Origin of the sequence: Ochrobactrum sp. BTU2, from assembly GCF_024539785.1 — a bacterium.
Lineage (GTDB): Bacteria > Pseudomonadota > Alphaproteobacteria > Rhizobiales > Rhizobiaceae > Brucella > Brucella anthropi.
The window spans coordinates 1-12,213 of the sequence record NZ_JAHWRG010000008.1; the positions used below are offsets into that span (position 1 = coordinate 1).

Consider the following 12,213-nt stretch of genomic DNA (forward strand, 5'->3'; position numbering starts at 1 on the left):
CCCACCCTTGGGGTTATGAGCGCGCTGCGGTGCGTGCGTATAGAACTCGCTTCCGTGCATCGATATTAGGTCGAACGATCTTCTGCGAGAAGCCGGAGCCAGCTCGCAAAGATACGAACATCGGTTATGCTTGAGAGATTTCGTGTATTTTTGTGGGAATTTGGTTGCGGGGGCAGGCTTCAACCGCTGGCATAAAACCGGGTTGCCTTTGGGTTTCCTCGGCTCTGGCGAAGTCGAGAATGCCGAACAACTCGCCGCGTAGGGTAGCATGAACCTCGCCGCGCTTGGCTCCGGGGGTGAGGACGATTTTCCCGATGAGGCTACGCAACGCCTCCGCCGCCTGCCTGCCGCCGTCTGGATCGCTGAGAACGTCGGACAGGCGCTCGACGCGACGGCGATAGAGGTCGGCAAGGTTGGGGTGAATGTCGGGCATGTCCGCAGGCGCTTGCGCAAGGCGGGCAACGATTTCCGCCTTCTGCCGCTCAAGGTCGTCCATGCGGGCTTTCATGCTCGGCTGATACATGCCGTCCTCGATGGCCGCGATAATCCCGGCGATTGACTTCTCTATCTTGGCAAGCGCCTTCCGGTCTGTCTGCGCCTGTGCGCGGCGGTCCCGGTTCAGCCGGTTCATTTCCTCCGTGTAAGCCTTGACAGCCTCGGCAACCGCTTCACTGGAAACAAGCCGCTCTTTCAGGCCGATCAGAACACGCGCCTCGATCTTGTCGCGGGTGATGGAGCGGCCATTGTCGCAGGTGCCGCGACGGTGATGGTTGAGGCAGGCATAGCGGTTCGGCGTGATGATGCCGACCTTGCCGCCGCAGCACCCGCAGGTGAGAAGGCCGGAAAGCAGATGAACCGGCCTGTTCGCCAAATGCACCCGCTTCATGCGCCCTTCCAGCGTGTTGGCCGGGTTCGGCCCGAAGATGGCGGATATTTGCTTCTGACGGGCGCGGGCGGCATTCCACAATTCATCGTCCACGATTCGCAGGTGTGGAACCTCCGTCCTGATCCATGCGGATTCCGGGTTGATGCGCGATACACGCTTGCCGGTGGACGGGTCCTTGATGAACCGCAGGCGGTTCCAGACAAGCACACCCGTATAAAGCTCGTTGTTGACGATGCCGGTGCCGCGCGAGGCATGGCCGCGAATGCTGGTATCTCCCCATGCTCGTCCAAGCGGGCCGGGAATGCCGTCCCTGTTCAGATCGACGGCAATGGCCTTCGGGCTTTTGCCGGAAGCGAACTCGCGGAAGATGCGGCGGATGCTGTCGGCTTCCTCGCGAATTATTTCCCGGTCGCCCCGGATCGGCTCGCCATTGGCGTCCAGCTTCTTCACGACACGATAGCCGTAGCAAAGCCCGCCGCCTGCCTTGCCCTTCTCGACACGCCCGCGAAGGCCGCGATGGGTCTTCATCGCAAGGTCTTTCAGGAACAGGGCGTTCATCGTGCCTTTCAGGCCGACATGAAGCTCGGAGATTTCTCCCTCGGCCAAGGTCACGATGGTGACGCCTGCAAACTTCAAATGCTTGTAGAGGGTGGCAACGTCGGCCTGATCACGGCTGATGCGGTCCAGCGCCTCGGCCAGCAGGATTTTGAACTCGCCGCGCTGCGCGTCCCGCACAAGACGCTGGATGCCCGGACGCAGGATCGTGCTGGAACCCGATATCGCCGCGTCCTCGTAGGAACCGACGATTTGCCAGCGCTCCCGGCCCGCATGTTCCCGGCAAAGCCGGAACTGGTCTTCTATCGACGCCTCGCTCTGGTTGTCAGAAGAATAGCGGGCGTAAAGGGCTGCGCGGGACACAAGTCGGGACATGGGGCAGTTCTCCGTAAAGATCAATCCTCTTTCGCCCCGCCCTCGTCGTCTCCGGCGCTGCGAGGCACATTGTCATTGGCAGTGGCGGCACGCAGCCGCTCGAAGTCTTCGCGGGCCATTTGCCTGCCGATCAGGCGGGCGATATCGAACACCACTCGGTCCAGCCGCTGCCACGGCGCGATATCTGCATCGGCAATATCGCCGTTGGGCGGGGTATTGCCGTTCGCCGGAATGATGGCTTCCGGCCCTGTATGCTTGTCTTCTGGCATGTCGGTCGCTCCGAAACTGTGGATCGACCTGACAAAAGATGCGGACAAACTCCCGATGGGAAGTACAAAAATCGTGTCGTAGGGCTATCGGCGGTAAATACTTGCGCGTTGCGGTTTTGACGTAGGTCGCAAACGGTAGACTCAAGCCTCTCCCCTTGCCCTTGGCGACACGGCAAGCCCAAGAAAAACCAGCATAGCCTGATTGAGTCGCACTATATCTTCGTCGTCCAGCCGTCCGACTCTCTCGCCGATCTTCGATTTCGGGACGGTAGTGATCTTGTCCACCATCAGGCGGGAAGCCAAGCGCAGGCCATTGCGCTCGTTCGGAGCAACGGGAAGCCGAAACAACGGCGCTTCCGTATCATCCGATGTGAAGGCACAAACGGTGATCGAATCCGTCCCGTCGAAACTGTCGTCCTGCACGATCACGACCGGACGCGGTTTTCCCGCGTAATCCTTGCCGCCCGCGACCGTCCAGATATCCCCCCGCCTCATTCATCGCCGCCATTGTCGAAATCAAGGGCGGAGACAGCATCGATGAACGCCTGATCGTCCGCCGCCTGCGCGCTTGCCGCGACCGCAAGTGACTGACGGTGAGCCTCTGCCTTGAATGAGGACGCCCGCACGTCCGGCACCCAAATCTGGATCGGACGCAGACCTTGGGCGCGCAACCGGGCGCGATGCTCGCCCACCTTTACGCGCGTGGGCTTCGGCCTTGATGCAGAAACCATGTTGTTCTCCTTCTGATTTGGTTACATGTAACCTATCATAGGCATGATCCCATGCCAATGATTTTCTGTCGAAAGCGCCGCTGAAACCGCCACCGGCACCAACTCCGCCGCCCGTTCCGTTCGTCGGACGTGGAGCGCCCTGTGCACCCACTCCCGCCTTATTCGGCTTCCCTGCGATTTGTCGGTGCGGAGACGGGCGGTCAAGGCTGGCGCAGCCACCGCGCAGCGGCTTGGCCTTGAGGGGCTGGCTTCGCTCCGGCATGCTTCCCCGAAGCAGACAAGGCTTTCCTCGCTTCGGCAGGACGTGCCCGTTAAGGCTCGCATTCAGCGGCCGCCCTCGTTGTCGTTGTCGGCCCGCCACGCGACGGGGTTTTCAACCCATCGGTTGATGTCGGATTCCTTCCATCCCGCGCCGTTTATGCTGATCTTGAGTTGGGCCGGGAACGTCCCATCGGCGATCTTGCGATAGATGGTAGACTTGGACAGGCCGGTGCGGGAAAGAACGGTGTTCATGCGGATGATACGGTCTGGTGCGGGCATGGTCACGTTGCCTCCTGCTGGTTGTTACTGACGATTGCAGAGACCAGTGGGAGCAATGAATTATTGTTTTGCAATAGATATTTGGGGCGCGTAGTGCTGTAGCGTGCAATCGACGGTAAAAAGGAAAATCTTACAGTTCGAGACCTCGGTCTCCGCCAAGATTTTGCCGGGTGCGAAGGCGAGTTCTCCGCTGCGACGGCGGCCTGATCGATCTGGATGCCGAGTTCAGCCTTGTCGCTGGTGAGCGTTGCACGATCAACGTGGCAACACTGGCTCAGTGGTGTAAGGTTGTTGGACGTTTCGGGATTTTTGCGACATTGGAGTTTTCTGCACTTGTTGAAGCTAGACCACCTTACTGTCATAGCGCCGACTCTGGCCGAAGGGGTTTCGCATGTCAAAAGCTGCCTGGGCCTCGACGTGCCTTTCGGAGCGCGCCATGATTATATGGGGAGCCACAATCACCGGCTTCAGCTCGGAAATTCCGTCTATCTGGAGATCGTTGCGCTTGATCCGGCGGGGATAGAGCCAGATCGGGCGCGTTGGTTCGGCCTCAACAATCAGGAACAGGTTAGAGCGGATTGGGATGCAGGTCGCCGGTTGCGCGGGTGGGTCGCCAACACGGATGCAATGGACGCCGTTGTTTCAACTCATGGCGAGGCCGTTGGCGAAAAGGTTTCCTTGCCAACCGCGGACCCGACATTCGCTTTCACCATCCCAAAAGATGGCTCGCTTCCCTTGGATGGTGCGGCCCCTTCGATCATCGACCACCGAGGCGACACCAGTTATATCGCCACCATTCCCGATCTGGGAGCGCGTCTCCATTCGCTCATCCTTGAGCATCCGGACCCAGCCGGAATTGCAGTGCTCTATCGGGAACTTGCAATCGAAAATCCGCCCGAGATTGTTCAAGGTCTCAAAGTTCGATACCGGGCGCTTATTGAAACGCCAACTGGATTAAAGGAACTTACGTGACAGTGACTGTCGCGTTTTAGATGAGGAAATTCCTTCGGAGGATTTTGTGAACGCCACTTCCATCTGGTTTTTTATCGTGCCTTTTGCGGCCGCGGCCGCAATTCCCGGTCCTGCGCAAGGCGCGCTAATCGGTCAAGTTCTCTCACGTGGCGGCCGTGCCAATGTTCCTTTTATCGCCGGCATGGTTTTGGGAAACGCTGTCTGGCTGATCGTCGCTACTCTTGGACTGGCCGCCCTTGCTTTGCGGTTTGAGGCCGTTTTCATTGCGGTGAAGTGGCTTGGCATCGCCTACCTTTTGTTCGTCGCCTGGAAGCTCTGGACGAAGGACACCTTGCAGAATGAAATCATACCCGTGTCCGGGCGGTCGGTGGGCCGGGGCGTTCTTACGGGATCGTTTCTCACACTCAGTAATCCGAAAGCGGTGATATTCTTTGGGGCCGTGCTTCCTCACGCTTTCGATATGTCAGCCCTGACATTATCCGAGATTGGGCTAATCATGGCATTGGGAATTGGGATAGATCTTGCGATTCAGCTTGGCTATCTGGCCGCCGCCTCAAAGATTCGGAGCACGGTCCGATCTCCAAAGGCTATGAGGCGGGTGAATAGAACCTCAGCCGGGTTGCTGGCCGGGTGCGCCGGCTGGCTCGCGTTTTCACGATGAGTCGCAATAATCCTAAAACCGGCAACAGGCCGGTTCGCCCTGAAAGATCATGGCTTTTCGTGACGCATGTCTTTGCTGCAAGTGGCGAAACACCTGCAATATGATTTGCGACGGGGAGACGGCGACAAAGAGGACGGTTCTACAATCCGAGATTCTGTCCTCTCCCCCTGCCGAGACCAAGACCGAGGGCAAGGTCGTGGCTGACGCCCATGCCTGATTCAAATGAGATGCCGAGATCGCGCTTGCGGCCTTCGAGTAAGGATTCCAGTTGCGGATCGCGTTCGAGGCCCATGACCATGTTACCCATTTCGGCGCGGATGGACCGGTAGCTGGAGATATCACCCGCCGCATACTGGCGCTCGCTGCTCTGCGTAAGTTCCCGGAACCGTTCGACAAAATGGTCGGCGCGCAGGCTGGGGTTCTGGCGCATCTCGGTTTCCAGTTGCAGGGCGCGCCTTGCCGGCAAGGCTCGGTCCCGATCGCCCGAAGCAGCCTCAGCCGCAAGCTCAGGGTTCCTCTTGTAAACAGTCTCGGCATCATGGGAGCCATGAGGCCGCAACTCGTTGAAGGCCGAGCGGGCCTCGTGCAGTTCCTCGATCTGCTCGGGAGTTGCGGCGATGTCCTGCGCCCGCGCCCTGAAGATCGCGTCCACGGCACGGGCATGGCGAACGAACGCCTGCCCACGCGCGCGGCGTATCGCCTGTTCCGGGTCGATCTCCGCTTCTCGCACCCGTATTGCGGCTTCGCGCTCCGCGTCCTTTTCGGCAATCTCCCTTTCCGGCCGCTGCACGGCATCTGTGCCAGGCACACCATCGCCGGGTGAGCGCAGGCTGTCGATGATGTCCTCGATCCTGTCGCGGACATTCTCCGGCACGAGCTTGCGCATGATCTCGGCCACACGGGTGCGGAAGGTGATGCCGCGCCGCTCGGCATAGCTTTGGGCCGGGTCCATCTGCTGTTCATAGTCGGTCGCCATGTCCTTGGACCGGTCACGTGACAGGGTGTTGATGAGCCTGTCCTGACTGGCGAAGTCGTCGCGGCCAAAATGCAGGTCCATGCCGTCACGGTGGCGTGACAGGGCGACATAGCTGCCGTGAGCGTCTATGCCCGGTGTCGCCAGAACATGGGTGCGGTCCACCGTCATGCCCTGCGCCTTGTGGATGGTCGCGGCATAGCCGTGGTCGATGCGGTCGTAATCCTTCAGGTCGAACGAGACATTGCGGCCATCGTCGGTGCGCACCGTCATGCTCTGCGTGCTGACCTCCTCGATGATACCAAGCGTGCCATTCTTCACACCAAGGCCGCGCTCGTTCTGGAGGAACATCACGCGATCCCCGGCGGCAAAGTGGCGCTCGCCGCGTTCGACCATCAGCCGCACATCCTCACCAAGCTCTCCCGCCTCCCGCATTTTCTCCCGCGCCGCCTCGTTCAACTCCCGCACCTCGGCATTGGTGTGGGTGAGGATGATGCGGCTGCTGTCCGGTGCGGCCTGCCGGTCGCGGTCCCAACGGTCGATCAGATCGTCGCGCGCCTGCTCCCGCGTTTCGGCGGCATGCACCATGCCATGACGGTCATAAGCATGGATCGCATTCCCGGTCCTGCCGGTTGCAAGATCGCGGGTGGCGTCCCGCTGCCAGTTTTCACGCTGGCGGCGAACCTCGTGGATTTCGACGCCGCCATGACGTTCGTGGATCGACCGGAATGCCGCGCCCGCTTCTATTGCTTGTAGCTGCTGAGGATCGCCAACCAGCACCACCTTTGCGCCCGCTTCCTGCGCATGGGACAGCACCCGCTCCAACTGCCGCGTGCCGACCATGCCCGCCTCGTCGATGACAAGCACATCGCGGCTGGTGAGCATGCCGCGCCCGTTTTTCCAGCCATGTTCCATGCTGGCGATGGTGCGCGATGCAATGCCCGATCCGCTTTCGAGATTTTCCGCCGCGATGCCGGACAAGGCAACGCCGCGAACCTCGTAGCCTGCCGCTTCCCAAACCTCCCGCGCCACGCCGAGCATGGCGCTCTTTCCCGTTCCGGCATAACCGACGACAATACCAAGATCACGCCCATCGGTAACATGCGCCAGCGCGTCGGCCTGCTCGCCGGACAGCCTTAGGCTGTTCGCTTCAGCCCGCGCCAAAGCGGCATCTCGATCCTCGTCCCTGACAGCGTGGCGTTCGCGCTCCACCATCAGTTCGGCGGCGCGGTGCAGACGCTGTTCCGTCTCGATCATGTCGCGGGTGGTGAAGCGGTCGTTGCCGAAACTGTCCTTGCCGAGTTCGACAAGATCGGGCGCGTTTCCCATCGCGCCCATGACCGCGTTGAACTGCTCGATGCCGTCGCTGTGACGATGCGCGAACATCGCCATGTCGCGGCGCGTGAAGGTCGATTGCTGATGGATGATGGCGTCGAGTGCGATGGACGGATCGGCAATGATCCGCTCGCCATTGTTGCGGGCGATCTCGCGGTGCATCTCGGCGCGATCCGCAACGGAATCCGTGATACCGGCATCCGCCTCCATGCCTTGCCGTTCGATCCGTTGCGCCGGCGCTCCGACCTGCGTTTGCGGTTCCAGTCCGATGCCTTGCGCCTCAAGGCTGCGATGATCGATGCGGGCGTCAATGTCGAGTTCGGCAAGACGTTCGTTGACATGGCTTGCCCAGCGTTCCCGCCAGCGCTCAACCATCTCCGTGCGGTTCCAGTCGCGGACCTTCTGGCCGAAACCGTTCTCGTCCACGCTGCGCATGGTGAGCATGACATGTGCGTGTGGTTTGGGGCTTCCGTCCTCGGCAAAATCCCAATGCACATTCAGGTCGGCAATCATGCCCTGACCGACAAACTCGGACTGAACGAAGTCACGGGCAAGCTCGATACCTTGGCGCTGTGTCAGTTCGCGGGGAATGGCGAATTCCACCTCGCGGGCAAGCTGGGCGTCCTTGCGAACCTCGAACGCCTCCACATCGTTCCAGAGCCGTTCGCGATCGGACCAGACTTCGGGCGCACCGTCCGGCAACATGACTTCGGAATGGACGACGCCGCGTTTGTTGGAGAAGTCCTGCACGCGGTCGATGCGCTCGTCGCGCAGCCGCGAGGCCGAGCGGTAGGCGGCAGACGCCACCGCACTGCTTCCGGCCTTGCGGCCAATGATCTTGACGTGAAGATGATAGATCGCCATGGCGGCAATCATCAGCACGGAAAGCGCCACGTCGGAACGACGTATAAGCGCGCCCTCCCTCGGAAAAATCTCGGGCGGGACCGGCGCGTGCCACACCGTCCCACACACATTACAGCATTCCGCCATGCGCTGGAATATAATGCCTGCATCGACAACAACGGAAACAATGGAGACCGAAATGAGGAAACCACGCGATTACGACGCAGAACTGAAGGCGCTCGAAGACAAGGCGAAAGAGCTGAAGAACCGCAAGGTCCAGCAACTTGGCGAACTGGTGATCGCTACCGGGGCCGATGCGCTCAGCGCAGACGAGCTGGCCGGCGCGCTGATCGTGCTGGCCGAGACGAAGGATACCGGAAAGCGGGAGGCGTGGGCCAAGCGCGGGGCGGCATGGTTTCGGAGCAAATCACGGCGATCTCAACCGGCAAATGATGATGACGCTGGCAGCGATCAAACGCAATCGGGCGGCGCGCAATCGCCATCAGGCGCAGAAGGCGCGGCATGACATGCGAAGCTGGCAGGTCGAGCGACGAAAGCGCACGCGGCATCTGATCGAGCTTGGCGGTCTTGTCGTCAAGGCGGGCATTGTAGACCTGACGGACGATGATCGCACCGTCATTCTCGGCGCGCTCGTTTGGATGGCGGACAAGCTCAACAGCGAAGACGGTGGCCGGGCGCTAGAACTGTGGGCCGAGAAGGGAAAACAGGCTTTCGCAGCCGAGAGGCGACAGAAGGGTTAGCCTTTTAGCCTCGGCGGGATCGGGCGTGACCGATTTGAAATCATAAAATGCTGTCACGTTTGTCGTCCTCCATTGAGGAGTCTAAACCCAATAAGGAATCCGCAACGTGTGACGGCAGGCAAAGTTCTGTTATTGTCAGAATCAGCTAAGATTAGTGCGCCCGTAAGCTGGATTTATTCGCGGCGTTTTAGGAAAAGGCTTATGGAAGAAATTTCGCAAAAACTTCGTATTGCCGTCCTGTTTGGCGGACGCTCAGCCGAGCACGATGTGTCGGTGCTTTCCGCGACCAATGTCATGAATGCGCTTTCACTAGAAAAATATGATCCCGTTCCAGTCTTCGTCACCCACGACGGGCAATGGCTATTGAGCACTTTTGAGAACGGCGCACTTGCAAAACCGTCGAGCGGAACACAATTGACATTGATGCCCGGGGGCCGTGGTCGGGCAATCGCTTTCCCAAAAGATGGGACACCTCACGAATTACCAAAGATCGATGTACTTTTTCCCGTCTTGCATGGCCTGCATGGTGAGGATGGAGCGGTACAAGGAATGGCAGAAGTGGCGCGTATTCCGCTTGCTGGATGTGGCATTACTGGCTCTGCAAATGCGCTCGACAAGGATTTAGCCAAACGTCTGTTTAAAGAGGCCGGTGTGCCAACTGCACACTCGATTACGATTTCTTACGGGAATATACCGACATTTTGTGAACTTGAGAATGCATTGGGCTTGCCAATTTTCATCAAGCCAGCCCGTCAGGGGTCATCGGTTGGTGTTAGTAAAATCTCTTCAAACAAAGACTACGAAGCGGCAATATCAGAAGGCTTTCGCCACGATAGCAAGTTATTAGCTGAAGAGTTCATTCGTGGACGCGAAATCGAGTGCGCTGTTCTGGAAGACATTGACGGAACACTGTTTGTTTCGCGGACAGGGGAAATCGCACCGGCAGAGGGCCATGGTTTCTACACCTATGACGCCAAATACGTTGACTCAGATGGAGCCGTGTTAAATGTACCCGCCGACTTACCGCAAGACGTTGAGGATGAAATCCGCGCTTTCGCCGCTAAAGCATTCCGGGCGCTTGGCTGCGATGGCATGGCGCGCGCGGATTTCTTCCTAACGTCGGATATGCGAATACTCGTCAACGAACTTAATACCATTCCGGGCTTTACCGACATCAGCATGTATTCGAAGGTGATGGCGGCAAGCGGCATCAGTTATCCCGAAATAATAGACCGCTTGGTTGCACACGGAATGACTCGAGCAAGGCAGTCCTCATGCAATAGTTTTTGTGATGCTCCGCGTTCATAGAGAAGACTGTACGAAGGGAGGGCTACACAGCCCAAGCTCGCCCCCGCCAAGATAGATGCCGTTGTGGAAGGCGATTTCCACGCCAAGACTGAGGTTTGTCTGGAATGCAATGTAAGCTCCTGCTTACCAGTCGAGAGCACGGATTCAAGTTGGGGATCGCGTTACAGGCTTTTCGCCATGTCGCCCATCGTCGACCGCTTTACCTCGTAGCTCGGACATATCCCGTCCGCATAGTAGTTGTATTGGCTGACGTGATCGGGCTTTTACTAGTCCCTCTACGAAACGGCCACTCGAAGCGCGGGGTGCTGCCGTATCTCGGTTTCCATCTGCAGGGCCCGTCTGGCAGGCGCGGCACGGTCTGGACCGCTTGACGTGAGCGCCGCCGAAAATTCAGGGTTTCGTTTGTAAACGGCTTTGGCTGGCTTTGGCATCGTAAGAGCGTAACAGCCGTGAAAGCGAAGTTCGTCAAGGCGGCACGCGCCCATGCGCAGTTCCTGCACCCGTTCCGCCGTTGCGGCAATATCTTGCCTCCTGCACTCGGAATATCGCATGGGCGGCGCGACGGCGGAGAATTGTGGCGCGGAAAACGGAAGGAGGCGTTCGGATCAATAAAGCGATTACCCTTTGTCAAGCGAGGACGCCAAGACTGTTTTGATCAATGACCGATATCGCACGGGAACATCATAGCGCGTTTCCGCTATCTTTGATACGATCTGTCATCTCGTTTCCGCCAACATTTGTCTGTTCCTCCAACGGCTTGCGAAATCGCGCCTAATGGGATAGCGGCCAGCGGATCACGAATTTAAGCTGCAATTCCCAATTTGGTAGATTAGCTACAATTGTGTTACCCGTTCCTGTGATACGCAGGATGACCCGTGGAGATCATGTTGAACAGCTCACTTGATAACTTTATTGTCTCGGACAAGCGCCGCCATAAGACTGCGGCCTCGTTTGTAGTTGATGCGTTGAGGCAGGGCATACTCGACGGGACCATCAAGGAAGGAACTCCGCTTCGACAGGACGAACTGGCAGATAAATTTGGTCTGAGCCGTATGCCTATTCGTGATGCGATTCGCCAGTTGGAATCTGAAGGGCTGGTTGTCTTGGAACCCCACAAGGGAGCGACAGTAGCGACAATGACCATAGAGGATATTGTCGAGATTTTCGACATGCGCATCATGGCAGAATGCACCGCGTTAAAGATTGCATTCGGCAACATTGCTGAGAACCACCTGGCAGAATTGAACGATATTGTTGATGCAATGGATGCGACCAAAGACCCAGATCGCCTCAGCAGATTGAATCAAAGATTTCACGAATTACTTTACCAAGGTGCGAAACGCCCGCGATTACAGTCTCTCATAAAGTCTCTACACGAGTCAGTTGATCGCTATCTGCGCTTTCTATTAATCAACTTAGATTATCATAAAAGATCGCAGCAAGATCACAAGCAACTCGCCGAAGCTTGCGCAACAGGTGATCGTGAAACTGCCATTAAAATACTCGAAGCCCATCTGATTGGTGGGCGGGATGAGGTCGTATCATTCCTTAAAGCACGTCACGCGACACAACAGCCGTCATAGGTTCAGCGCCCTTCAACTGAATGGCAATATTCAATTTTTCACGCCCAGCTTAGCAAGCGGGCACCTTGGTCTTGTGAATAAAATCGGCTAGGTGCTGATGCTCGTGGCTTCCTAGATGGCATTCACACGCCCATCCAATATAAATCGGTAACTGATCTTGGGCTTGCTACGGAAGGTCGTTTTTCCTTCCCCCCTCAGCTTTAGGGGCAAACGTTGTTGCCGCTGCGTCAGCGTGCAGCGACAGCTCCTTTTTAGCAACAAATCTAGTTTACCCCGAATTTCGGTGATCCCCTCCTCTCCTTGGTTAAGCCAAACCTCATAAATCGCATCCGGAAGTTGACGAAGTGCGCGTCGTGATCAGCGCTTCTATCGCCGAACCAACCCACCTTAATGGGTTCATTCCTTTTGACCTGCCGTGTCA

Annotated in this window: 12 protein-coding genes; 6 read left to right on the top strand and 6 right to left on the bottom strand. The window is 58.0% G+C overall.

Annotated elements, in window-relative coordinates:
* Positions 1 to 124: 124 nt before the first annotated feature.
* The 5 genes from KWJ32_RS20755 to KWJ32_RS20775 all read right to left on the bottom strand — a co-directional run bounded on the left by KWJ32_RS20755 (position 125) and on the right by KWJ32_RS20775 (position 3,356).
* The gene (locus KWJ32_RS20755) at positions 125 to 1,816 is read right to left on the bottom strand and encodes a recombinase family protein (RefSeq protein WP_210251630.1); all 1,692 of its coding nucleotides are present in this window, start codon (positions 1,814 to 1,816) and stop codon (positions 125 to 127) included.
* A 20-nt stretch (positions 1,817 to 1,836) separates the two neighbouring features.
* Complete coding sequence (locus KWJ32_RS20760) at positions 1,837 to 2,085, bottom strand: hypothetical protein (protein WP_151610416.1); 249 nt, start codon at positions 2,083 to 2,085, stop codon at positions 1,837 to 1,839.
* Between the two features lie 141 nt (positions 2,086 to 2,226).
* On the bottom strand, positions 2,227 to 2,580 hold the full coding sequence (locus tag KWJ32_RS20765; protein WP_151610417.1) for a type II toxin-antitoxin system PemK/MazF family toxin: 354 nt from the start codon (positions 2,578 to 2,580) through the stop codon (positions 2,227 to 2,229).
* Positions 2,577 to 2,816 carry an antitoxin MazE family protein gene (locus KWJ32_RS20770; protein ID WP_151610418.1) on the bottom strand — a complete coding sequence of 80 codons (240 nt, stop codon included), beginning with the start codon at positions 2,814 to 2,816 and terminating at the stop codon, positions 2,577 to 2,579. Before KWJ32_RS20770 ends, KWJ32_RS20765 begins: the two co-directional genes overlap by 4 nt.
* A 324-nt stretch (positions 2,817 to 3,140) precedes the next feature.
* The gene (locus KWJ32_RS20775) at positions 3,141 to 3,356 is read right to left on the bottom strand and encodes an AlpA family phage regulatory protein (protein WP_151610488.1); all 216 of its coding nucleotides are present in this window, start codon (positions 3,354 to 3,356) and stop codon (positions 3,141 to 3,143) included.
* A 333-nt stretch (positions 3,357 to 3,689) separates the two neighbouring features.
* Here KWJ32_RS20775 and KWJ32_RS20780 point away from each other — a divergent pair, with 333 nt between their 5' ends.
* Together KWJ32_RS20780 and KWJ32_RS20785 are read left to right on the top strand one after the other, a co-directional pair.
* Positions 3,690 to 4,328: a VOC family protein gene (locus KWJ32_RS20780; protein WP_151610419.1), complete on the top strand. Its 639-nt coding sequence runs from the start codon at positions 3,690 to 3,692 to the stop codon at positions 4,326 to 4,328.
* 46 nt (positions 4,329 to 4,374) lie between these two features.
* Complete coding sequence (locus KWJ32_RS20785; RefSeq protein WP_151610420.1) at positions 4,375 to 4,989, top strand: LysE family translocator; 615 nt, start codon at positions 4,375 to 4,377, stop codon at positions 4,987 to 4,989.
* Between the two features lie 139 nt (positions 4,990 to 5,128).
* On the opposite strand, the gene traA is transcribed toward KWJ32_RS20785, so the two are convergent.
* Positions 5,129 to 8,161, bottom strand: a complete 3,033-nt coding sequence (gene traA / locus KWJ32_RS20790; RefSeq protein WP_151610489.1) for a Ti-type conjugative transfer relaxase TraA — start codon at positions 8,159 to 8,161, stop codon at positions 5,129 to 5,131.
* A gap of 178 nt (positions 8,162 to 8,339) precedes the next feature.
* On the opposite strand from traA, the gene KWJ32_RS20795 reads away from it, so the two are divergent.
* From KWJ32_RS20795 to KWJ32_RS20810, 4 genes are all read left to right on the top strand, one after another.
* Positions 8,340 to 8,666: a conjugal transfer protein TraD gene (locus KWJ32_RS20795; RefSeq protein ID WP_172873651.1), complete on the top strand. Its 327-nt coding sequence runs from the start codon at positions 8,340 to 8,342 to the stop codon at positions 8,664 to 8,666.
* Between the two features lies 1 nt (position 8,667).
* Positions 8,668 to 8,901 (top strand): conjugal transfer protein TraD, encoded by a 234-nt coding sequence (locus KWJ32_RS20800; RefSeq protein WP_151610422.1) that lies wholly within the window; start codon positions 8,668 to 8,670, stop codon positions 8,899 to 8,901.
* 201 nt (positions 8,902 to 9,102) lie between these two features.
* Complete coding sequence (locus KWJ32_RS20805) at positions 9,103 to 10,209, top strand: D-alanine--D-alanine ligase family protein (RefSeq protein ID WP_151610423.1); 1,107 nt, start codon at positions 9,103 to 9,105, stop codon at positions 10,207 to 10,209.
* Positions 10,210 to 11,096: 887 nt separating this feature from the next.
* Positions 11,097 to 11,792 carry a GntR family transcriptional regulator gene (locus KWJ32_RS20810; RefSeq protein ID WP_210268631.1) on the top strand — a complete coding sequence of 232 codons (696 nt, stop codon included), beginning with the start codon at positions 11,097 to 11,099 and terminating at the stop codon, positions 11,790 to 11,792.
* Positions 11,793 to 12,213: the final 421 nt, after the last annotated feature.

Bases quoted from the DNA above. Each gene is read 5' to 3' on its own strand.
- KWJ32_RS20765 (WP_151610417.1), bottom strand. From the start codon at position 2,580: ATGAGGCGGGGGGATATCTGGACGGTCGCGGGCGGCAAGGATTACGCG.
- KWJ32_RS20775 (WP_151610488.1), bottom strand. From the start codon at position 3,356: ATGCCCGCACCAGACCGTATCATCCGCATGAACACCGTTCTTTCCCGC.
- KWJ32_RS20800 (WP_151610422.1), top strand. From the start codon at position 8,668: ATGCGAAGCTGGCAGGTCGAGCGACGAAAGCGCACGCGGCATCTGATC.
- KWJ32_RS20795 (WP_172873651.1), top strand. From the start codon at position 8,340: ATGAGGAAACCACGCGATTACGACGCAGAACTGAAGGCGCTCGAAGAC.
- KWJ32_RS20770 (WP_151610418.1), bottom strand. From the start codon at position 2,816: ATGGTTTCTGCATCAAGGCCGAAGCCCACGCGCGTAAAGGTGGGCGAG.
- KWJ32_RS20755 (WP_210251630.1), bottom strand. From the start codon at position 1,816: ATGTCCCGACTTGTGTCCCGCGCAGCCCTTTACGCCCGCTATTCTTCT.
- KWJ32_RS20760 (WP_151610416.1), bottom strand. From the start codon at position 2,085: ATGCCAGAAGACAAGCATACAGGGCCGGAAGCCATCATTCCGGCGAAC.
- traA (WP_151610489.1), bottom strand. From the start codon at position 8,161: ATGGCGATCTATCATCTTCACGTCAAGATCATTGGCCGCAAGGCCGGA.
- KWJ32_RS20805 (WP_151610423.1), top strand. From the start codon at position 9,103: ATGGAAGAAATTTCGCAAAAACTTCGTATTGCCGTCCTGTTTGGCGGA.